Below are 20,810 nucleotides of genomic sequence, written 5' to 3' on the forward strand. Positions count from 1 at the left end.
CCGCCACACAAAAATAAGCGTCGTGCCTGTGGATAACTTTGTCAGTCGGGAGTAGAATAGCGCGTTACGTGTGGCGAGCCCTCGCGCGACGCCGGCCTTGCAACACGGTGAACGCAGGGCAGAATCGATACGCCCTCCCACACCTTTTCACATAGACATACATGGATAATTTCTGGCAGGCCTGTTCCGCGCAGTTGGAACTGGAGCTGACACCGCAACAATTCAGTGCGTGGATCAAACCGCTTATCCCTCTCGATTACGAAGAGGGCAAGCTGCGCATTGCTGCGCCCAATCGCTTCAAGCTCGATTGGGTCAAGACCCAGTTCGCCAGCCGCATCACCGCGCTGGCCATACAGTACTTCGAAGCGCCGACGGAAGTGCAGTTCGTGCTCGACCCGCGCCTGGCCCTGCCGAAAAAGCCAGTCACCGCCAGCACCCCGGCCAGCGATCCGAATGGCGGCGCGCCCAGCGCGCGCCCGGCGGAACCGCAGCCGAGCGTGCCGGAACTGAGCATCGGCGCCGCGCCGCGCCGCGAGCAGAGCCGCATCAACACCGACCTGACCTTCGACAGCTTCGTGACCGGCAAGGCCAACCAGCTGGCGCGCGCCGCCGCCATCCAGGTGGCGAACAATCCGGGCGTGTCGTATAACCCGCTGTTCTTCTACGGCGGCGTCGGCCTCGGTAAAACCCACTTGATCCACGCCATCGGCAATCAGGTGATGGCCGACAATCCGGGCGCGAAAATCCGCTACATCCACGCGGAACAGTACGTTCGCGACGTAGTGACCGCTTACCAGCGCAAGGGTTTCGACGATTTCAAGCACTACTATCACTCGCTCGACATGCTGCTGATCGATGATATCCAGTTCTTTGGCGGCAAGAGCCGCACGCAGGAAGAGTTTTTCTATGCGTTCGAGGCACTGATTGCCGCAAAGAAACAGATCATCATTACCTCGGATACCTATCCGAAGGAAATCACGGGCATGGACGACCGCCTGATTTCGCGCTTCGACTCGGGCCTGACGGTGGCCATCGAACCGCCGGAACTGGAAATGCGCGTGGCGATTCTGTTGAAAAAAGCCAAGCAGGAAGGCGTGACCTTCTCCGACGACGTGGCGTTCTTTGTCGCCAAGCACTTGCGCTCGAACGTGCGCGAGCTGGAAGGCGCGCTGCGCAAGATCCTCGCGTATTCGCGTTTCCATGGCAAAGACATCACCATCGATATCGTCAAGGAAGCCCTGAAGGACTTGCTGTCGGTGCAGAATCGCCAGATTTCCGTGGAAAACATCCAGAAAACGGTGGCCGACTTCTTCAATATCAAGGTGGCCGACATGTATTCGAAGCGCCGCCCCGCGAATATCGCCCGGCCGCGCCAGATCGCCATGTACCTGGCCAAGGAATTGACACAGAAGAGCCTGCCGGAAATCGGCGAGCTGTTCGGCGGCCGCGACCACACCACGGTGCTGCATGCCGTGCGCAAGATCGCGCTGGACCGTACCAAGAATCCGGAATGCAACCATGAATTGCATGTGCTGGAACAAACGTTAAAAGGCTAAGCGCCGCTTGGGCAAGGCTGGCTCAAAACGTGCTTTACCCTTATTATCTGGGAGAGCGCCGCAGCCGGTCTGTCGGGGCTCCCTATGGCAAGAATTGTTAAATTAATACGTTAAACGTCGTACTGTTCAACCTATACATTGAGGATAAATATGCAATTGGTCAAAACCACCCGAGATACCCTTCTCCGGCCACTGCAGATCGTGAGCGGTATTGTCGAGCGTCGGCACACTATGCCGATTCTGGCCAATATCCTCATCCGCAAAGACGGTGAAAATGTCTCCTTCCTGTCGACCGACACCGAAGTGCAGATCACCACGCACGCGGAAATCGGCTCCGGCGCGGACGTCACGGGCACCACCGTGGCCGCGCGCAAGCTGCTCGACATCCTGCGCGCCCTGCCCGAATCGGGCGACGTCACGATGACCCTGCTCAACAAGCGCCTGACCGTGCAAACGGGCAAGTCGCGCTTCGCCCTGCAAACCCTGGCGGCGGAAGAGTTTCCAACCGTGCAACAGGCGGAAAGCTACAACGCCACCGTCACCCTGCCCCAAAAAACGCTGAAGCACCTGTTCAACATGGTGCATTTCTCGATGGCGCAGCAAGACATCCGCTATTACCTGAACGGCTTGCTGCTGGTTCTGGATGGCAATAATGTCATCGCCGTGGCTACCGACGGCCACCGCCTGGCGTTTTGCCAGGTCGCCACCGAGCAGACGTTCGCGCGCCAGGAAGTGATTATTCCGCGCAAGACCATCATCGAACTGCAGCGCTTGCTGGAAGAGAACGATGAGCCGGTGCAGCTGGACATCGCCGCCAATCAGGTGAAACTGACCTTTGCCGACATCGAGCTGATCTCGAAGCTGGTGGAAGGCAAGTTCCCCGACTACACGCGCGTGATTCCCAAAGGCTACAAAAACGACTTCACCATCGGCCGCGATGAACTGCTGCGCTCGCTGCAACGTGCCGCCATCATGACCAGCGACAAGTTCAAGGGCGTGCGCTGCATCATCACCCCGGGCAGCATGAAGATCAGCTCGACCAATGCGGACCAGGAAGAAGCCGTCGAAGAGCTGGAAATCGACTACGGCGGCGACTCCGTCGACATCGGCTTCAACGTGACGTATCTGCTGGACGTGCTGAACAACCTGAAATGCGAATACGTCAACATCGCGCTGGGCGACTCGAATTCGTCCGCCCTGATCTCCATCCCGGACAATGCCGACTTCAAGTATGTCGTCATGCCGATGCGGATCTAAAGACCACAGCAGTGACGTAGGTCGGATGAGCGCAGCGTCATCCGACATGCTGAGCGCAGTCTGTCGGGTTACGCCGTTCCGGCTAACCCGACCTACGGTCATCAGCCAGCAGCCCCGAATCAATCAGCAATCGTTATTTGAGAAAGCAGTCCATGTCCGAGAATCCACAAGACACCCCGATCCAGGCCAAAACGGAAGAATACGGCGCCTCCTCCATCCAGATCCTGGAAGGCCTGGAAGCCGTACGCAAACGCCCGGGCATGTACATTGGCGACACCTCGGACGGCACCGGCTTGCACCATCTGGTATTCGAAGTGCTGGACAACTCCATCGATGAATCGCTGGCCGGTCATTGCACGGAAATCCACGTCACCATCCACAGCGACAATTCGATCTCGATCACCGACAATGGCCGCGGCGTGCCGACCGGCCTGAAAATGGACGACAAGCACGATCCGAAGCGTTCGGCGGCGGAAATCGTCATGACCGAACTGCACGCGGGCGGCAAGTTCGACCAGAACTCCTATAAAGTATCGGGCGGTTTGCACGGCGTGGGTGTGTCCTGCGTCAATGGCCTGTCGAAATTGCTGAAACTGACCATCCGCCGTGATGGCAAAGTGCACCACATGGAATTCGTGCGCGGCGTGCCGCAAGACCGCCAGATCGTCATGGTCGGCGACATCGCCACCTCCCCGATCAAGGTCATCGGCGAAACGGACAAGCGCGGCACCGACGTGCATTTCTGGGCCGACGAAGAGATTTTCACGCACGTGGAATTCCACTATGAAATCCTGGCCAAGCGCATCCGCGAACTGTCCTTCCTGAACAATGGCGTCAACATCAAGTTGTCGGACCAGCGCACGGGCAAGGAAGAAGTGTTCGCCTTCGAAGGCGGCACGCGCGGCTTCGTCGAATACATCAACAAGGCCAAGTCGGTCTTGCACCCGACCATTTTCCAGGCCACGGGCGAGCGCATGTCGGACCAGAACACGAACATCTCGGTCGACGTGTCGATGCAGTGGAACGATGCCTACAATGAACAGGTGCTGTGCTTTACGAATAACATCCCGCAACGCGACGGCGGTACCCACCTGACGGGCTTGCGCGCGGCCATGACGCGCGTGATCAACAAATACATCGATGAACACGAGTTCGCCAAGAAGGCGAAAGTGGAAATCAACGGCGACGACATGCGCGAAGGCCTGACCTGCGTCTTGTCCGTGAAAGTGCCGGAACCGAAATTCTCGTCGCAGACGAAAGACAAGCTGGTGTCGTCGGAAGTGCGCGGCCCCGTCGAAGAAATCGTCGCCAAGACGCTGGCAGATTACCTGCAAGAAAAACCAAACGACGCCAAGATCATTTGCGGCAAGATCGTCGAAGCGGCGCGCGCCCGTGAAGCGGCCCGCAAGGCCCGCGACTTGACGCGCCGCAAAGGCATCATGGACGGCCTGGGCCTGTCGGCCAAGCTGGCCGACTGCCAGGAAAAAGACCCCGCCCTGTGCGAACTGTACATCGTCGAGGGTGACTCGGCAGGTGGCTCGGCAAAACAGGGGCGCGACCGCAAGTTCCAGGCGATCCTGCCGCTGCGCGGTAAAGTGCTGAACGTGGAAAAAGCCCGTTTCGAAAAAATGCTGTCGTCGGAGCAGATCACCACCCTGATCGCCACCCTCGGCACCTCGATCGGACCGGACGAATTCAACGTCGAGAAACTGCGCTACCATCGCATCATCATCATGACCGATGCGGACGTCGACGGCGCCCACATCCGCACCCTGCTGCTGACCCTGTTCTACCGCCAGATGCCGCAACTGGTCGAGCGCGGCCACATCTACATCGCGCAACCGCCGCTGTACAAGGTGAAAGCGGGCCGCGACGAGCGCTATCTGAAAGACGATGCCGAGGAAGCGAGCTACATGATGACCGTGGCGCTGAACACGGCCGTGCTGGTGCCGCGCACAGGCGCGGAGGGCATTTCCGGCGAGACCCTGACCGAGCTGGTGCGCAAGTTCAACCTGTCGAACACCATCATGACCCGTCTGACGCGCGTCATCGACCGCGCCGCCCTGACGGCCATCATGACGGGCGTGCAGCTGGACCTGTCGACCCTGGACCTGGCGGAAGCTTCCGCCCTGGCCCTGCAGACGGCCATCAACGACAGCGCCGTGAAAGTGCATGTGCGTTCCGACGATTTGTCGGAAAAACACAAGCTGCACATCGAACGCATGTACCACGGTAACGTCAAAGTGACGGCCATCGACGCCGACTTCGTGCAAGGCCCGGACTACGCCGTGCTGAGCAGCGGCGCCGCCACCTTCGAAGGCTTGATCGGCGAAGGCGCGTTCGTGCGCCGCGGCGAAGGCGAGCGCATGAAGGAAATCGCTGTGGTCGACTTCCACCAGGCCATGCAATGGCTGCGCGACGAAGCCGAACGCACCGTCTCGAAACAGCGCTACAAAGGTCTGGGCGAAATGAACCCGGATCAACTGTGGGAAACGACGATGGACCCGACCGTGCGCCGCTTGTTGAAAGTGCAGATCGAAGACGCGATTGCCGCGGATCAGATCTTCACGACCCTGATGGGCGACGACGTGGAACCGCGCCGCGCCTTCATCGAAAACAACGCGCTGCGCGCGGGGAATATCGACGTGTAAGCCAGCTTGCTGGTTTGCGTTGCAGCCAAGGCGGCCCTCTCGGGGCCGCTTTTTTTATGCGCGCCAAAATCCTGCCTTGCATTGACATACTTGCCAAAAGCAAGCAATAATCTGCTATAAGCAAGCATATGGGAGGCGTCAGATGCATACGGACCAACTCGGCGAACGCACGGAGATCGTGCGTCGTTTCAACCGTTTCTATACACGCCAGATTGGCGTGCTGCATGAACACCTGCTGGACAGCGCATTCTCTCTGACGGAAGTGCGCATCCTGTATGAACTGGCGCATCGGGAACAATTGACCAGTGCGGACCTGTGCCGCGAGCTGGGCTTGAATGCGGGCTACCTGAGCCGGGTGATTGCCGGGTTCGAAAAACAGGGGCTGATCGCCAAGACCCGCTCGCCGACGGATGCACGCGCCACGCAATTGCAGCTGACCGAACAGGGGCAAAGCACCCTCGCACCCCTGGTCGATGCGTCGCGGCGCGAAGTGGCGGCCATGCTGGAGCGCTTGCCGCCGACGGCGCAGCAGGAGCTGGTCGCTGCCATGGAGCAGATCCAGGGCTTGCTGGGAGAGCCATCGCCCAGCTCATCGCCCAGCTATATCCTGCGCAATCCGCAGCCGGGCGACATGGGCTGGATCATCCACCGGCAAGCCGTGCTGTATGCACAGGAATATGGCTGGAACAACGAATACGAGGCACTCGTTGCCGAGATCCTCGCCAAATTCGTGCGGGAATTCAATCCTGCCCGTGAACGCTGCTGGATCGCAGAGAAGGACGGCAAGGTGATCGGTTCCGTCTTCATCGTGCGCCAGGACGACACGACGGCCAAGCTGCGCCTGCTGTACGTCGATCCCTGCGCGCGTGGCCTGGGTATCGGCAGCCGCCTGGTCAATGAATGCCTGCACTTCAGCCGCCAGGTCGGCTATACGAAAATGGTGTTGTGGACCAACAGCATCCTCACCGATGCCCGCCGCATCTACGACAAGGCCGGTTTCCAGCTGGTCGAGGAAGAGGCGCATCACAGCTTTGGCAAGGACTTGATCGGCCAGGTGCTGGCGCGCGACCTGTAAGCAGGCGCTTGCCGGCGCCGGGAGTGGAAGCGACTGTGGCGGCGGCAGGACAGTGGCCGCCAATTTCCTCGCCCATATCACCACTGCCCCCAAGAAACCAGTACACTAGTTCCTGAGCGCAACTAATTTTGTACGCGCGCCATGCCGCCTGCCGTTGCCGGGAGGCGCCCCTGCCGCAAGGCGTGTTGTCTCTGGACAAATGCAATGTTCACTTCGCGCAGCCTGTCGCCTGCCTTCTATTACCTGTTCTTTTCAGGAGAACGGGAGCAGCAGCAGCGCTTTTTCAAGGAACTGCATTTCATTTCGATAGCCATCCTGACGTTTGGCCTGGCTTGCTGGCTGGTCACGTTCAGCCTGACCTTGACACATACCTCGCTCGACCATGCGCAGGCGGCGCTGGGCGTGACGGGCATGCTGGTCGGGCTGCTGCTGACCGTGTATGCGAAGTCCTTGCAGGCGATTATCGCCAGCGGCACCATCAGCGTGCTGTTCATCGGTTTCAGCTTTCGCGTGCTGATGCTGGGCACGGAAGACCCCGCTTTCTGGGTATTGCCGCTGGGCGTGATGATCACCCTGACGACGGCGCCCATCTTCAGCGGCATCGCGTATTACCTGGGCGTATCGCTGGGCGTGTGGGCCATCCTGGGGCTGGGGCAGTTTCCCGTGCATGCAGGCCAGGCCGACCAGCATTGGCCCGTGCTGGCCGTCACCATCAGCGTGATCATCGGCCTGGCGCTGAACATCTATTTTCTCGTCTTGCGCATCCACAACTACCGCGCCCAGCGCGAACTAGCGACGATGGCCTACAAGGATGGTTTGACCGGGCTTAACAACCGCCGCATGTTTACGCAAAGCGCCCGCGTCCTGCAGCGCACGGCGCGCACGACCGCATATTTCCTGATGATCGACATCGACGACTTCAAGCAGATCAACGACGTGCACGGCCATGACGTGGGCGATGAAGTGCTGAAAAGGATCGCCGAGGTGATCGCGGGGCTGTCGGGCGAACACCTGTGCGGCCGCCTGGGCGGCGAAGAGTTCGCCGTCATTTACCTGGGCGAAAAGAACGCGGCCTGCGCCTTTGCCGCGCAGCTGGTCGATGCCGTCGAGGCGGCTTTCGTGCCGGAACGCAAGGTGTCCGTCAGCATCGGCGTCGCGGAATTGCTCAAGGAAGTCGACTTGTCGCACAGCTACCGGCGCGCCGACGAATCCCTGTACCTGGCCAAGAAGAACGGCAAGAACCGCTACGTGCTCAACGCCGCCTGAACGCCGGCGTCCGGCGCCGCATCGAGCAGCGCCAGCAAGGCTGGCGGCGCAATCTTCCAGGGGTCGCGCTGCTCGGGGTCCCCCTCGTACCAGCTGTCCTGCGCGCCGATCTTGAGAATGGTCAAAGGAATGTTCTTGCTCTCAAAGAAGGCCAGCATGCGGCGGATCAGACGGCTTACCTTGGCATGCTCGTCCGTGTACAAGGAGCCGGTGTAGAAACAACCCTTCTCCCCCATGCGCAACATCCTGGCCGTGCCGACGCGCGAGCGGCCCAGGTACTTGTGCAAGAACTCGGTCACTTCTGCATCATCGACGGGAATACTGCAGGAAATGGTGATCTGGGCCATGACAACGGGGAAACAGTGATTCAATAGCCAAGCTTAGCAGAAAGCGTTTCATTCCTGAAATGCTAAGATCGCGGCGCGCGCATGCCGGCAACCGGATCGGCATGGCGTCTCGACCAGGATTGCCATTGAACATACGCCTCATTTATCCCCTGCTGTCGCTGTGCGCGGCTCTGGGCACGTCACCGTTTGCGCTGGCGCAAACGCAAGCGACCGAAGACGCCGCCTTCGTGGCCGCCACCGTGCCCGTCTCCGTGCCGTCGCCGCCGCTCAGCCTGAACGAGCATCCGCAAATCCGCGCCGACGTCTTCCGGCTGCTCGGTTATGCGCGCGGCAGCTATACGCAGGGCGATACCCTGATCGCGCTGCAGGTACTCGACAGCATGCGCTCACTGGAACACATCCAGCGCACCATGCTGCCCGACGGACGCTCGGTGCTGGCCTCCATCGATGCCGGCACGCACGGCGTACGGCGCGCCGCCATGCTGTTCGACCCGCAACGCAAGCTGCTGGCCCTGGGCCTCGTCAACGGCCATTGCCAGGCCGCCATCGGCGACGCCGTCCCCGCCTGCCTGCCGCCCACCCACGCCGTGCTGACGGTGTTCCTGCCGCCGGGCACGGACGACGAATCGGCCGCGCCGCTGCTCGTGTGGGCGCGGCAGCTGCCGGCCATGCTGGCACAGGCCGCGCCAGGACAGCGGCAAAGCATTGCTGCGGTGGAATACATCACGACCCGCCCCGGCCAGCCCGGCTGGGAAGCGCGCGACGTGCCACCCGGCTTTCCCGCCAGCTTGCAGCACCTGCTGCTGCCGGACGCGGAATTGACCGGCAGTTCCAGCGGCGGCAAGCTCATCGCACCGGCGGGCCTGGCCGGATTGCCCATGCGCACGCCCACGGAAGCGGCCGAGGCCGGCGACGAGCCCCTGCCCGATGTCAGCATCACCCTGCGCAGCTATGCCGACTTCCACTGGATACTCAACACCTATGCCAAGCTGGCCAAGGGCGCGCAAGTGCAGGGGCATGACGACAAGGTCGTGTTCACCGGCAGCGATCCGAGCGGCCGCTACACGGTGACCTTGCGCGAACCGGAGAAGAAAGACAGCGTGTTCATCACCGTGGCCAGTTGGCGGACAAAATAAGGAAGGCGAACAGGGAAAGCATTGCCATTACGCACAAGAGCATGGCATTTTGGCATTTTGCGGTATGATTTCCAGCCGTGCGGCGCGGCCCGATCCCTGCCTTGCCCACCCAGCCCTTCAAGCCAGCCACGCTTGCGTAGCATCCTGCCCTAAGGAATTCATATGTTCGGTTTTAACTTGCGCGTCGCCAAGATGGTGTGGACGGCTTTCCTCATCGCCTTCCTGCTATTTCTTACCTACAAGGTCTCCTCGACCCTGATCGTGGTGGTCTTTGCCATTTTCTTCAGCTACCTCGTGTATCCGCTGATCGGGCTGCTGGAGCGGTATGGCCCGAAACGCCTGCCGCGCACGGCCGCCATCGGCATCGTCTTCCTCGTGGTGATCTTGCTGGTGGCGGTGCTGGGGTCCATCTTCGGGTCGCGCATCGAGGAAGAGGCGATCAAGCTCAGCGATCAGTTGCCGACCTTGCTCAAAGGGAATAATTTTGCCGAGCGCATCCCGTTGCCGGAATTCATGGAACCGTTGCGCGCGCGCCTGCTGTCGTTCATGCAGACGCAGCTGAGCAGCGGTACGGGACAAGCCATGCCGCTGGCGAAGGAACTGGGCTTGACCGTCATGCATGCGGCAAGCAACCTGATCTATCTGGTGCTGGTGCCCGTGCTGAGCTTTTTGCTGATCAAGGAAGGCCCGGACATGCGCGACGGCTTGCTGTCCCTGCTGAACCGCCCGAACAAGAAACTCTGGGGCGCCATCATCGATGACCTCGACATCCTGCTGTCGCGCTATGTGCGCGCCCTGCTGCTGTTGTCGATCGCCACGTTTGTGTCCTACAGCATCGCCTTTTCCCTGATGGGCGTGCCGTACAGCCTGCTGCTGGCCGGCGCGGCCGCCTTGCTGGAATTCATCCCGTTTGCCGGTCCGCTGGCGGCGGCCGTCATCGCCGTGGTCGTGGCCGGTTTCAGCGGTTTCGAACACGTGTTCTGGCTGATCGGCTTTATCGCCGCCTACCGTTTGTTCCAGGATTACGTGGTCAACCCATACCTGATGAGCGAAGGCGTGGAAGTGAGCCCGCTGATGGTGATCGTCGGCTTGCTGGCCGGAGACCAATTGGGTGGCGTGGTCGGCATCTTCCTGTCCGTGCCCGTGATGGCGGCCATCAAGATCGTCTTCGTGCGTGCGCGGGCAGCCTTGCAGGCGCGCCACGATGCACTGGAGAAAGCGGAACAGGCGGCGGAAGAAGCGCGCGCCCAGGCCCTGGCCGAGGCGGCGCGATTGCAGGAACAGGGCAGCAAGGCCACCCTGCCGGCGCAGTAACTTAGAACTCTTCCCACTCGCCGCTATTGTCTGCGGCGGGCTTGGCAGCACGTGGCTGGGCGGGAGCGGCTGCCGCGGCAGCGCGGCTTGGCGCCAGGCGCAACGCCGGGCGTTTCAAGGCCGTGCTGGCGGCGGCCACGACAGGCTTGCGCAAGACAGGCTTGGCCGCTGCCGGACCGCTGTGGTTGGCGTCAAGCTTGAAGATGCTGACCATCTCGGCCAGCGCCGCCGCCTGTTCCTGCATCGCTTCCGAGGCGGCTGCCGCTTCTTCCACCAGCGCCGCATTCTGTTGCGTCACGGTATCCATCTCCGCCACGGCCTGGTTGATCTGGCCGATGCCCAGTTCCTGTTCGCGGCCGGCGGCGCTGATTTCGCCCATGATGTCCGTCACGCGGCGGATGCTGGACACGATCTCGTCCATCGTCGTGCCCGTCTGGCTGACCAGCGCGCTGCCGGCGCCCACGTTCTGCACCGACGCTTCGATCAGCATCTTGATGTCCTTGGCGGCGGAAGCCGAGCGGTGCGCCAGGTTGCGCACTTCCGTGGCGACGACGGCAAAGCCACGGCCCTGCTCGCCCGCGCGGGCCGCTTCCACGGCCGCGTTCAGGGCCAGGATGTTGGTCTGGAAGGCGATGCCGTCGATCACGCCGATGATGTCGGCAATCTTTTTCGACGATTCGCTGATGGTACCCATGGTATCGACCACTTGCGCCACCAGTGCGCCACCTTTCACCGCCACGTCCGATGCGGAGACGGCCAGCTGGTTGGCCTGGCGCGCATTGTCCGAGTTCTGCTTGACGGTCGAAGTCAGCTCTTCCAGCGACGAGGCCGTTTCTTCCAGGCTCGACGCTTGCTGTTCCGTGCGGCTCGACAGATCCAGGTTGCCCGAGGCGATTTCATTGCTGGCCGTGGCGATGGCGCCGCTGCCGTCGCGCACGCCGCGCACGGTGGTCGACAGGCGTTCCTGCATTTTCTGCAAGCCCGTCAGCAAGGCGCCCATCTCATCGTTGCGCGTGATAACGATGTCGTTGGCCAGGTTGCCGTCGGAAATGGCGCCGAAATGGCGCAGGGCCTGGTCCAGCGGGCCAAAGATGGCGCGCAGCAGCAAGATGCTGGAAATAATGGTCAGCAAGGCGCCGACGATCATGCCGCCGATGGCCATGGTCACCTGGGTGTGGTAGCTGGACTGGCTTTCCTCATACATCTTGGCGGCCGAAGTGGCCTGGTATTGCGTCAAGGTTTCAGCAGCCTGGTCCAGGGTGCGGTACAGCGGCGTCAGCCCTTTCATCATCAAAGCGTCCGCCTGTTCGACGTTGCCTTCACGCAAAGCCTTGCTCATGACCAGCACGCCATTGTTCATGTAATCGCTGCGCTTCTTGTCCATGTCGTCGGACAGGCGCTTTTCGTCCGCGCTTTGCGGCAAGCCCAGGTACACTTTCCAGGACTTGTTCGAAGCTTCCAGGAATTGTTCGGCGCGGGCTAGGGTATCCTTGGCATCGGGCGCATCCGGGTGCACCATCACGCGGTCCATCGTGAAACGGGCACGGCCCAGGGCAATTTGCGATTCGCCGATCGCCTGCGTCGAGGCCAGCTGATTGCTGTAGACCTCGTTGAGACTGTTGTTGGCCGATTTCAGGCTGATGATACTCATGACGCCCAGCAAGGCGATCAGCAAACCCAGCACACTCATGGTGGCAATCAGGCGCATTTTTATTGTTATATTCGACAGCATGCAATTTCCTTGGTAAGGGCGCGACCGTGCCACCGCCAACCGAGTGGAATAGCGGCAAACGCCAGATGGGCGGGTCACGTGAATTGTTCAGGACAGGTCGATACGGCGTGTGCGGCGGCAGGGGGGAAGGCGGCCCGCGCATATCGTCAGGAGTGCAATACAGGGCAACGAGGTTGAGGTTTCCCGTACTTTTAATTTCCTGACTGCAAGATACAGGGAAAGATTACCAGTAGCAACATCCGTCTGGAATTTTCACGCTTTGTAACAAGCCGATGATGTTTTTTGCGCAGAACTGGCATTCCGCTGCCGTGCGCGGTCGCGTGGGAATGCCATTTATGCTAGTCAACAAGTTAATACATGGTTTCTTCGATGAGCTGGCCATCGTCGCGAAAATACTGGAAGCGGCCCGTTTTCCGGCCCATATTGTAGGCGCCGATCTGCTTCGGCTTGCCGTTCTGGAAATGTTCGATATTGACGCCATGCAGCACGCCCTGGCTCCAGTTGCGGTGAAATTGCGGCAGTTCGCCATCGGGATAGAACAGGGCTTCCGCACCATCGCGCTTGCCGTCGGCAAACGTGCCCTGGTAACGCCGCTTGCCATCCGGATAAAAACTTTCCATCGTGCCATCAAGCACACCGAGGCGGTAATGCTCGACCAGTTCCAGCTGGCCGCCGGGCGCATGCTGCTCCAGCTTGCCATCGGGCTTGCCGTCGATCATCGTCAACACTTGCCAGCCGCCGTCCGGCGTCGCCTTCTTCCACGGCCCCTGTCTGACGTCATCGACATACAGGCCGCCGCCACCGGGTTCGACCCACTGGCCCTGCTTCTTGCCGTTCACATAGTTGCCCTGCCATTGCACCACGCCGCCGGCGCGGCGCTCGCTGGGGCCGTCCAGGCGGTCTTTCACGAAATGGTCGTAACCGGTGAAGCTGTGCATGTCCGCTGCGCGCCATTCGGCCACCCCCGGACTCACTTCCCAGCGCCCTGTGCGCTGGCCCTTGACCATCAGTCCCGTCGTCGTTTCATCGCCGCTGGCATACGTCCATGGTCCCTCGGCCTTGTCGTCGATAAAGGCGCCGGACGAGCGGATGGTATTCGGCTCCTCGAAGTGCCATACGCCGGTGCGCTTGCCCTGCGCATACAGGCCGCGGGCAAACACGCTGCCCACGCAGCAATTGACGTCGTACTCGATGAATGGCCCATCCTGGCTGGCGGCAAAGCGCTGCGGCTGCGTTTCCCAGGTGATCCATTTGATATGGTAGCTGGGCGCGCGGCCCCCTTCCCAGCCCTTGCCCAGAAGATAGGTGACGGTCAGATAACGACCATCTTTTTCCTGGTACGTCTTTTTATAGGCAAACGCGGGGGCATCTTCCGGTTTGCCCGGCAGTAACTCGCCATCGATATTGAAATAGCCGATCAGCGTGCCGTGCGCATGCTCGATGGTGTCGAACCCGGCCACGCCCGTGGGCGCGTAAGCGATGCTGTAATCGATCAGTTGCAGGGAGGTCAGCGCCGCGTGCACCCGCGCCTCGTCCATGACCCTCGCGCCGCGCACGATGGCGTCCAGCGCAGGCTGCAGGGTGGCGACCTTGAACATCCTGCCGCCGCTGCGCTCGTAGCGGTAGGCGTGCAAGCCATACTGACCACCGTTGCGGCTGAGCACGAACGTGGTTTCGCCTTCGCTGTCGAGGTCAAGCTGGAACACGGCCTCGATGCTGGCCTGGCCATACTTGTCCAGGTTCATGCGTTTCTCGCTGATGCCATTGCACTGGCAGTAATAGCCGTTGACTTCGCCATTTTCCCGCAGGAAGGCCAGCACCACGCCGCCATCGCGGCGCTCGACGGCGCTGGCGGTGGCCATGGGCACGCCTTCATAGAAACGCGCCGCCTGTACTGGCGCCAGGGCGCCCAGCGCCAGCAGCGCCGCCATCGTGCTCATCCAAAATGTTTGTCGCATGCCAACTCCACTGCCGAAAGCCGCCATTATGCATGGCCATTTAGGCAAGGCCCGACACCCCAGCACGCCGGCCAAACAGGGGGCGCTGCACCGTCTGCGCCAGCAGCACGCCCAGCAGCGAGATGCCGCCGCCGACCAGGTGGTACACATGCATGCTTTCATGCAGCCAGACGATGGCCAGCAAGGCCGTCAGCAGGGGCAGCAGGTTGACGTAGATGCTGCAGCGGTTCGGCCCCAGCAATTTGACGCCTTCGATCCACAGGTAGGACAGCACGATGGACGAGCCGATACCCGCATAGCCGATCAAGGGCAAGGTGGTGGCGTCCAGCCTGGCGCTGCCGGGCGGCAGCAGCAGGAACAGCGGCAGCATGCACGCCAGGGCCGCCAGCGCCTGGCAATAAATAGCTTGCCAGGCGGGAATGGACAAACGCCAGCGGCGCAGCAACACGCCGTACAGGGCAAAGCTCAGGCAGGCCAGCAGCATCAGCGCATCGCCCGCATGCACGCCTTGATGCAGCAAGGCCAGCACGTCGCCGCGTCCCACCAGGTACAGCAAGCCGCCAAACGACAGCACGCCGCCGGCCGCCATGCCCACCGTCAGGCGCTCGCCCAGCAGCAGCACGCTGAGCAGGGCCGTCATCAGCGGCGCCAGCGCCGTGACGATGGCCATGTTCGTCGCCGTCGTCGATTCGGCGGCGCGGTAGGACAGGCTCTGGAACAGCGCCATCGACATCACGCCGCACAGCGCCAGCTGCCACCACTGGCGGCGGATAGCGGCGCGGTTGCGCCACAGCGGGCGGGCGATAAACGGCGTCATCACCAGCAAGACCAGCACCAGGCGGTAAAAGGTGATGGCCGTGGGGGCGATGCTGGACGCGGCCAGCTTGGAGACGACGACGTTGCCGGCCCACAGCAGCATGGCGAGAAACGGATACAGATAGGCGCGCACAGGCATGCGGAACTCCATAAATAATTGCGGGTATTCATCATGCCGCAGGCACGCGGCGCCTTCTCGCGCTAAGATGTCCACACCTATCGCAAAACTGACCCGTTTTCATGGATTGTTCCTCCCCCGCCTTTCAGGAATTGCTGCCCGTCACGGCGCGCGCCATGGCGCTGGCCGTCGACTATGCGCATGGCCACGTGATTTCCGTGCACCGCCACACGCATGCGCAATTGCTGTATGCCATCGAGGGCGTGATGACCATCGAGGCGCAGGGCGGGCGCTGGGTGGTGCCGCCCACGCGCGGCGTGTGGCTGCAACCCGGCATCGCGCATCAGGTGCGCATGAGCGGCGCCGTGAAAATGCGCACGGTCTTCATCGACTGCGCCAGCTCCCCGCTGCTGCCGCGCCACAGCTGCGTGCTCGACATCAGCCCCCTGCTGCGGCAATTGATCGTGGCGGCCGTCGACATCGCGCCCGATTTTACGGAAGGCAGCCGCGACTGGCATTTGCTGCAATTGCTGTTGCACGAACTAAACAGCCTGCCCGTGCTGCCCCTGTATCTGCCGTTACCCGTGGATGCGCGCCTGCGCGGCATCTGCGCGCGGCTGATGGAACAACCGGGCGAGCAGCTGACGGTGGCGCACTGGGCGCAGGAACTGGCGATCACCGAGCGCAGCCTGCACCGTTTGTTCCAGAAACAGACGGGCATGCGCTTCGGCCAGTGGCGCCAACAGGCGCGGCTGCTGCGGGCGCTGGAGCAATTGGCGCGCGGCGGCAAGGTCATCGACGTGGCGATGGACAATGGCTACACGAGCCAGAGCGCGTTTACGGCCATGTTCAAAAAGCATTTCGGCACCACGCCCACCGCGTTTTACCAGGCAAAAGTCATCGCCGCATAAAAAAAATGCTGCTATGCATCAATAATCGTGGGCGATAAGCGCCGCTCTTGTTATCATCGCAAGCCTTATCGCACCGCGCCCATCCTGGCAGCAGTGTTGACCTCAATCACACCACCATGACACAGAATTTCTTCCAGACTTTTATCCTGCTTTTGCTCGTCACTGATCCATTCGGCAACGTTTCCCTGTTCGTCAACGCCCTGAAACGGGTACCGATCGAGCGGCGCTGGAAAGTCGTGGTGCGCGAATGCCTGATCGCTTTCGGCATCTTGCTGCTGTTTATGTTCTTTGGCCGCCATTTCCTGAACGCCTTGCAATTGTCGGAAGTGGCGCTGCGCATCGGCGGCGGCGTGATCCTGTTCCTGATCGCCATGCGCATGGTGTTTCCGCAGCCCAACGCAGGCAATAGCGACCACGAAATGGGCGGCGAGCCGTTCATCGTGCCGCTGGCCATCCCCGCGCTGGCCGGCCCGTCGGCCCTGGCCACCGTGCTGCTGTTTTCCTCGCATGAAGTCAATGAAGTGATCGCCCACGTGGCGGGATTGACGGCCGTGGCCGTCGTCTGGCTGGCCGTCTTCCTGTGCGCCGAACGCTTGCAGCGGGCGCTCGGTCCAAGGGTCATGACGGCGTTCGAGCGCCTGATGGGCTTGATCCTGACGGCGATGGCCATTGAAATGCTGCTGGCCGGCATACGCGCGTTCCTGAAGTCCGTTTAATATTGTCATTCATCCACTAAAGGAGTCCAGCATGAGCCGTTGCGCCCACATTTGCCTGATGGCCGATTACAACCAGTGGATGAACGCCAAGGTCTACGCGGCGGCGGCCAGCCTGCCGCCCGGCGAGCTGGAGCGCGAGCGGGGCGCCTTTTTCGGCTCCCTGCTGGCCACCTTGAACCACGTTATGGTGGGCGACACCTTGTGGATGCAGCGCTACGCGAAACATCCGGCCGGTTTCCCCCTGCTCGATCCCATTCGCGCCATCACGCCGCCCGCCTCGCTGACGCAGCCGCTGTTCGCGGCCGAGGATTTTGCCGCCATGCATGCGCACCGGCTGTGGCTGGACCAGGTCATCATCGACTGGGCCGCTTCCATCCGCGAAGAAGACCTCGATCATTTGCTCGATTACCGCAACAGCAAGGGGCCGAACCGGCGCGAATTCTTCAGCCTGCTCATGCATTTCTTCAACCACCAGACGCACCACCGGGGCCAGGCCAGCACCTTGCTGTCGCAAGCGGGCGTGGACATCGGCGACACGGATTTACTGTTTCGCATCCCTAACCATATCGAGGACTGACGGCAGGCGGTACAGCCATGCTTTCACGGCAATCGCTGCCAGCGCCAGCGCTCCCAGCAGCGCGCCACAGGCCAGCGCCCCCGGCATGCCATAGGACTCGATGGCCATGCCGCCTGCCAGTGCGCCCACCGTCACGCCCAGGTTGATGGCGGCGATATACACGCCGATGGCAAACGCGGGCGCCTCGCGCGCTTCGCTGCTGAGCCACACTTGCGTGACGATCAGTCCGCTCGTATGCGCCGCGCCCCAGAACAGCAGCAACACGGCCAGGGCCGCCCAGCCGATGCCGCTGCCCGCATGCCGGTACAGCAGCCAGTAAGCCAGCCCCAGCAGCACGGGTTGCAGCAAGACCGTACGCAGCACGTGCGTGCCCAGCTGGCGTCCCGCGAACAGATTGCCGACCACGCCGCCCACGCCGAACACCACCAGCGCCAGCCCCGTCTGGCGCGCCGACAAGCCCGCCACCTGCTGCAGATACGCGGCCGCATACGCATACACGGCAAACATGGCGGCAAACACCAGCACGGCGGCGGCAATGGTGAACCACAGGGCCGGTTTGCGCAGCACGGCCAGCTGGCGGCCATACGCCAGCGGCGCTTCGCGCGGCGTGTCCGGCAAGAACAGGTACAAACCCAGCGCCGCCAGCGCATTCACCAGCGCGCAAGCGAGGAACGACGCCTCGTAGCCAACCTGCGCGGCAATCCAGGTGGTCAGCGGAATGCCCAGCACCATGCCCATGCTGGTACCCGTGAACGCATGCGCGCCGGCCCGCGACGCCTCGCGCGGCGGATACAGGGCGGCGGCGGCCACCATGGCCAGCGAGAAATACACGGGGTGGAACAGGGCCGGCACGATGCGCAGCGCCAGCAGCAGCCCGAAGCGCGGCGCATACGCCGAGGCCACGCTGGCCAGGGCGAACACGAGCAGCGAGACGATCAGCACGCTCTTGCGGCGCCAGCGCGTGGCCAGCAGCACGAGGAAGGGGCCGCCCACGGCGATCACCAGCGCGAACAGGCTCACCAGCGAACCCGCCTGCGCGGCCGTCACGCCGTAACGCTGCATGATCATCGGCAAGATGCCCACCACGCCAAACTCGATGCAATACACGCCGAACAGGCCCAGCGCGAGAAAGACGATGGGGTGCGGGCGCGTCATGGCATTTCCTTGGCGCCAGCTTCCTTGCTGCCATAAATCGCCTGGCACAGTTCCGTCACGAACGGCCCCGCCATGCCCTCCAATGCCGTATTCGTGAACGCCACCACGGACAGTTCCTGCGCCGGGTCGACAAACCACGAGTGGCCATACGTGCCGCCCATGCGCCAGCTGCCCGTGGATTCCGGCGTGGCGGCGGCAAGCGGGTCCGTCAAGACCGTGAAGCCCAGGCCAAAGCCACGGCCCGGCCAGAACGGCAGCTCGAAGCCGCCCGTCTGGTTTGCTCCCATCTGGCGCGCCAGCGCTGGCGGCAGCAGCGGCGCGCCGCCAAGTCGCAGGGTTTCCAGCAGGCGCATGAAGTCGGGGGCGGAACCGATCATGCCGGCGCCGCCGGACGGATACGCCTGCGCGTCGAGCGCCCTTGCCGGCGACAAAGTAAAGCCGGCCAAGCCTTCGAGAAACGGCAGATGGTCTTCCCCCGCATCGCGCAAACGGCGCGGCCGGGCTTCTCCCGCCGCGCGGTCCGCATAGGCGACGGCCAGGCGCGCCGGGTCGGTGGCCATAAAACCCGTGTCGCGCATGGCCAGCGGCGCCGTCACCAGGTGTTCCACGGCGTGCGCCAGCGGCATGCCGGACGCCTGCTCGATCACGGCGCCCAGCACGTCGGTGGCGATCGAATACGCCCAGCGCTCACCCGGCGCAGACGCGAGCGGCACGGTGGCCAGGCGGCGCAGGTTGTCCTCCAGTGACATACGGGACGCATCCATGCCGTCCGACACCCCCGCCCGTGCATACGCGCCGCCCGGCGGCTGGAAAAAGCCGTAGTCGAGGCCCGCCGTGTGCGTGAGCAGGTGGCGCACGGTCATCGCCGCCACGGCGCCGTCCGGCTGGCGTGGCGCGAAGTACGGCAGCCAGCGCGCCACCGGGTCGTCCAGCCCCAGGCGGTTCTGTCCCACCAGCGCCAGCGCGGCCGTGGAGACGATGGGTTTGCTGACGGACGCCAGGCGGAAGACGGCGTCTTCCACCATGAGCGTGCCCGCCTCGCGGTCCAGGTGGCCGGCGGCGCGGCGATACACGTCCTGGCCGCCGTGGCGCACCAGCACCACGGCGCCCGCCAGGCGCTGCTGCTGCAGCACGGCATCGAGCAAGGGATTGATGCGGGCAGACAAGGCCGCGGGAGAGAAGTTGTACATCATGGCTCAGCCTTTCAAATGATCAGGCTGCCAAGGTAAGCCAGACGTGATCAAAGAAAAATAGGCTATAGTTTCTCTCTGTGCGGACGCCGGCATCCGCAATCAAAAGGGAAACCATGGATAACCTGGCGGGATTCACGGCCTTCGTGCAGGCGGCGGAAATGCGCAGTTTCGTGGCGGCGGGCCGGGTGCTCGGTATTTCCGCCTCGGCCGTGGGCAAGAGCATCGCGCGGCTGGAAGAACGCCTCGGTGTGCGCCTGTTTCACCGCAGCACGCGCAGCATCGCGCTGACCAGCGAAGGCACCGTGTTTCTCGAGCGCTGCCGGCGCATCCTGGGAGAAATCGAGGCGGCCGAGCTGGAATTATCGAACAGCAAGAGCGCGCCGCAAGGCAGGCTGCGCGTCAGCCTGCCGCTGGTGGGCAGCCTGCTCAACCCCGTGCTGGCGGCCTTTGCGCGTGCCTATCCGCAGGTGGAGCTCGACCTCGATTTCAGCGACCGCCGGGTCGACGTGATCGAAGAAGGCTACGACGCCGTCGTGCGCGCGGGAGAAAGTGCCGACAGCCGTTTGATGAGCCGCCAGCTGGGCCAGTTCCAGCTGCAACTGGTGGCCGCGCCCGCCTACCTGGCGCAGCACGGCACGCCGGAGCTGCCGGCCGACCTGCTGCACCATACTTGCCTGCTGTACAAATTTCCCAGCAGCGGCAAGGTCGAGGCGTGGCCCTTGCCCGAGTGGAATACCCTGCACGCGGCAGGCTTGCCGACTGTGCTCAACTGTAACAACGTCGACACCCTGCTGCACTTTGCCGAAAGCGGCCTGGGCATCGCCGCCCTGCCCGACTTTGCCGTGCGCGCGGCGCTGGCGGCGGGCCGTTTGCGGCCGGTGCTGGACGCGCACCGCCGGCACGACGGCGCCTTCCGCATCCTGTGGCCCAGCAGCCGCCACCTGACGCCGAAACTGCGCGCCTTCATCGACTTCCTCACTGCCCACGTGTTTCCCGGGCACTGATGTTTCCTGCGCTTGCGCTCGTTGTTTC

Annotated in this window: 17 protein-coding genes; 11 read left to right on the forward strand and 6 right to left on the reverse strand. The window is 62.6% G+C overall.

Annotated elements, in window-relative coordinates:
- Positions 1 to 161 precede the first annotated feature (161 nt).
- From dnaA to ACQ4WQ_RS26360, 5 genes are all read left to right on the forward strand, one after another.
- Positions 162 to 1,556: a chromosomal replication initiator protein DnaA gene (dnaA, locus tag ACQ4WQ_RS26340; RefSeq protein ID WP_070224767.1), complete on the forward strand. Its 1,395-nt coding sequence runs from the start codon at positions 162 to 164 to the stop codon at positions 1,554 to 1,556.
- Between the two features lie 150 nt (positions 1,557 to 1,706).
- Positions 1,707 to 2,813 (forward strand): DNA polymerase III subunit beta, encoded by a 1,107-nt coding sequence (gene dnaN / locus ACQ4WQ_RS26345; RefSeq protein ID WP_092801273.1) that lies wholly within the window; start codon positions 1,707 to 1,709, stop codon positions 2,811 to 2,813.
- Positions 2,814 to 2,965: 152 nt separating this feature from the next.
- Positions 2,966 to 5,464 carry a DNA topoisomerase (ATP-hydrolyzing) subunit B gene (gene gyrB, locus ACQ4WQ_RS26350; protein WP_436501107.1) on the forward strand — a complete coding sequence of 833 codons (2,499 nt, stop codon included), beginning with the start codon at positions 2,966 to 2,968 and terminating at the stop codon, positions 5,462 to 5,464.
- 142 nt (positions 5,465 to 5,606) lie between these two features.
- Positions 5,607 to 6,539 (forward strand): bifunctional helix-turn-helix transcriptional regulator/GNAT family N-acetyltransferase, encoded by a 933-nt coding sequence (locus tag ACQ4WQ_RS26355; RefSeq protein ID WP_436501109.1) that lies wholly within the window; start codon positions 5,607 to 5,609, stop codon positions 6,537 to 6,539.
- Between the two features lie 204 nt (positions 6,540 to 6,743).
- A complete protein-coding gene (locus ACQ4WQ_RS26360; RefSeq protein ID WP_436501111.1) occupies positions 6,744 to 7,805 on the forward strand; it encodes a GGDEF domain-containing protein in 1,062 nt (353 codons plus the stop codon).
- Here the strand turns inward: ACQ4WQ_RS26360 and ACQ4WQ_RS26365 are convergent.
- On the reverse strand, positions 7,784 to 8,152 hold the full coding sequence (locus ACQ4WQ_RS26365) for a hypothetical protein (protein ID WP_436501113.1): 369 nt from the start codon (positions 8,150 to 8,152) through the stop codon (positions 7,784 to 7,786). The genes ACQ4WQ_RS26360 and ACQ4WQ_RS26365 overlap by 22 nt on opposite strands.
- Before the next feature lie 125 nt (positions 8,153 to 8,277).
- Here ACQ4WQ_RS26365 and ACQ4WQ_RS26370 point away from each other — a divergent pair, with 125 nt between their 5' ends.
- Positions 8,278 to 9,288 carry a hypothetical protein gene (locus ACQ4WQ_RS26370; protein WP_436501115.1) on the forward strand — a complete coding sequence of 337 codons (1,011 nt, stop codon included), beginning with the start codon at positions 8,278 to 8,280 and terminating at the stop codon, positions 9,286 to 9,288.
- A gap of 162 nt (positions 9,289 to 9,450) precedes the next feature.
- Complete coding sequence (locus ACQ4WQ_RS26375) at positions 9,451 to 10,602, forward strand: AI-2E family transporter (protein WP_436501117.1); 1,152 nt, start codon at positions 9,451 to 9,453, stop codon at positions 10,600 to 10,602.
- 1 nt (position 10,603) lies between these two features.
- Here ACQ4WQ_RS26375 and ACQ4WQ_RS26380 read toward each other — a convergent pair whose 3' ends face one another.
- The 3 genes from ACQ4WQ_RS26380 to ACQ4WQ_RS26390 form a co-directional block, all read right to left on the reverse strand.
- Positions 10,604 to 12,334, reverse strand: a complete 1,731-nt coding sequence (locus ACQ4WQ_RS26380; RefSeq protein ID WP_436501119.1) for a methyl-accepting chemotaxis protein — start codon at positions 12,332 to 12,334, stop codon at positions 10,604 to 10,606.
- A 350-nt stretch (positions 12,335 to 12,684) separates the two neighbouring features.
- Positions 12,685 to 14,292, reverse strand: coding sequence for a toxin-antitoxin system YwqK family antitoxin (locus ACQ4WQ_RS26385; RefSeq protein ID WP_436501121.1), 1,608 nt, complete (start codon positions 14,290 to 14,292; stop codon positions 12,685 to 12,687).
- A 40-nt stretch (positions 14,293 to 14,332) separates the two neighbouring features.
- Positions 14,333 to 15,247: a DMT family transporter gene (locus ACQ4WQ_RS26390; protein ID WP_436501123.1), complete on the reverse strand. Its 915-nt coding sequence runs from the start codon at positions 15,245 to 15,247 to the stop codon at positions 14,333 to 14,335.
- Positions 15,248 to 15,348: 101 nt separating this feature from the next.
- On the opposite strand from ACQ4WQ_RS26390, the gene ACQ4WQ_RS26395 reads away from it, so the two are divergent.
- The 3 genes from ACQ4WQ_RS26395 (at position 15,349) to ACQ4WQ_RS26405 (ending at position 17,430) form a co-directional block, all read left to right on the forward strand.
- Positions 15,349 to 16,137 carry an AraC family transcriptional regulator gene (locus tag ACQ4WQ_RS26395; protein ID WP_436501125.1) on the forward strand — a complete coding sequence of 263 codons (789 nt, stop codon included), beginning with the start codon at positions 15,349 to 15,351 and terminating at the stop codon, positions 16,135 to 16,137.
- Between the two features lie 116 nt (positions 16,138 to 16,253).
- The gene (locus ACQ4WQ_RS26400) at positions 16,254 to 16,853 is read left to right on the forward strand and encodes a MarC family protein (RefSeq protein WP_070224777.1); all 600 of its coding nucleotides are present in this window, start codon (positions 16,254 to 16,256) and stop codon (positions 16,851 to 16,853) included.
- Between the two features lie 31 nt (positions 16,854 to 16,884).
- A complete protein-coding gene (locus ACQ4WQ_RS26405; protein ID WP_436501127.1) occupies positions 16,885 to 17,430 on the forward strand; it encodes a DinB family protein in 546 nt (181 codons plus the stop codon).
- Here the strand turns inward: ACQ4WQ_RS26405 and ACQ4WQ_RS26410 are convergent.
- Together ACQ4WQ_RS26410 and ACQ4WQ_RS26415 are read right to left on the reverse strand one after the other, a co-directional pair.
- Positions 17,395 to 18,585 (reverse strand): MFS transporter, encoded by a 1,191-nt coding sequence (locus ACQ4WQ_RS26410; protein WP_436501129.1) that lies wholly within the window; start codon positions 18,583 to 18,585, stop codon positions 17,395 to 17,397. The two genes, ACQ4WQ_RS26405 and ACQ4WQ_RS26410, sit on opposite strands and share 36 nt — an antisense overlap.
- Positions 18,582 to 19,778, reverse strand: a complete 1,197-nt coding sequence (locus ACQ4WQ_RS26415; protein ID WP_436501131.1) for a serine hydrolase domain-containing protein — start codon at positions 19,776 to 19,778, stop codon at positions 18,582 to 18,584. The genes ACQ4WQ_RS26410 and ACQ4WQ_RS26415 overlap by 4 nt, the downstream gene beginning before the upstream one ends.
- A 113-nt stretch (positions 19,779 to 19,891) precedes the next feature.
- Between ACQ4WQ_RS26415 and ACQ4WQ_RS26420 the strand changes: the two genes are divergently transcribed.
- On the forward strand, positions 19,892 to 20,782 hold the full coding sequence (locus tag ACQ4WQ_RS26420) for a LysR family transcriptional regulator (protein ID WP_436501133.1): 891 nt from the start codon (positions 19,892 to 19,894) through the stop codon (positions 20,780 to 20,782).
- Positions 20,783 to 20,810: the final 28 nt, after the last annotated feature.

Origin of the sequence: Janthinobacterium goodfellowi (genome assembly GCF_051380695.1) — a bacterium.
Taxonomy (GTDB): Bacteria; Pseudomonadota; Gammaproteobacteria; order Burkholderiales; family Burkholderiaceae_D; genus Janthinobacterium.

Excerpts from the sequence above, each read along its gene's own strand:
- dnaA (WP_070224767.1), top strand. The coding sequence starts at position 162 with ATGGATAATTTCTGGCAGGCCTGTTCCGCGCAGTTGGAACTGGAGCTG.
- dnaN (WP_092801273.1), top strand. The coding sequence starts at position 1,707 with ATGCAATTGGTCAAAACCACCCGAGATACCCTTCTCCGGCCACTGCAG.
- gyrB (WP_436501107.1), top strand. The coding sequence starts at position 2,966 with ATGTCCGAGAATCCACAAGACACCCCGATCCAGGCCAAAACGGAAGAA.
- ACQ4WQ_RS26355 (WP_436501109.1), top strand. The coding sequence starts at position 5,607 with ATGCATACGGACCAACTCGGCGAACGCACGGAGATCGTGCGTCGTTTC.
- ACQ4WQ_RS26360 (WP_436501111.1), top strand. The coding sequence starts at position 6,744 with ATGTTCACTTCGCGCAGCCTGTCGCCTGCCTTCTATTACCTGTTCTTT.
- ACQ4WQ_RS26365 (WP_436501113.1), bottom strand. The coding sequence starts at position 8,152 with ATGGCCCAGATCACCATTTCCTGCAGTATTCCCGTCGATGATGCAGAA.
- ACQ4WQ_RS26375 (WP_436501117.1), top strand. The coding sequence starts at position 9,451 with ATGTTCGGTTTTAACTTGCGCGTCGCCAAGATGGTGTGGACGGCTTTC.
- ACQ4WQ_RS26380 (WP_436501119.1), bottom strand. The coding sequence starts at position 12,334 with ATGCTGTCGAATATAACAATAAAAATGCGCCTGATTGCCACCATGAGT.
- ACQ4WQ_RS26385 (WP_436501121.1), bottom strand. The coding sequence starts at position 14,292 with ATGCGACAAACATTTTGGATGAGCACGATGGCGGCGCTGCTGGCGCTG.
- ACQ4WQ_RS26390 (WP_436501123.1), bottom strand. The coding sequence starts at position 15,247 with ATGCCTGTGCGCGCCTATCTGTATCCGTTTCTCGCCATGCTGCTGTGG.
- ACQ4WQ_RS26395 (WP_436501125.1), top strand. The coding sequence starts at position 15,349 with ATGGATTGTTCCTCCCCCGCCTTTCAGGAATTGCTGCCCGTCACGGCG.
- ACQ4WQ_RS26400 (WP_070224777.1), top strand. The coding sequence starts at position 16,254 with ATGACACAGAATTTCTTCCAGACTTTTATCCTGCTTTTGCTCGTCACT.
- ACQ4WQ_RS26405 (WP_436501127.1), top strand. The coding sequence starts at position 16,885 with ATGAGCCGTTGCGCCCACATTTGCCTGATGGCCGATTACAACCAGTGG.
- ACQ4WQ_RS26410 (WP_436501129.1), bottom strand. The coding sequence starts at position 18,585 with ATGACGCGCCCGCACCCCATCGTCTTTCTCGCGCTGGGCCTGTTCGGC.
- ACQ4WQ_RS26415 (WP_436501131.1), bottom strand. The coding sequence starts at position 19,778 with ATGATGTACAACTTCTCTCCCGCGGCCTTGTCTGCCCGCATCAATCCC.
- ACQ4WQ_RS26420 (WP_436501133.1), top strand. The coding sequence starts at position 19,892 with ATGGATAACCTGGCGGGATTCACGGCCTTCGTGCAGGCGGCGGAAATG.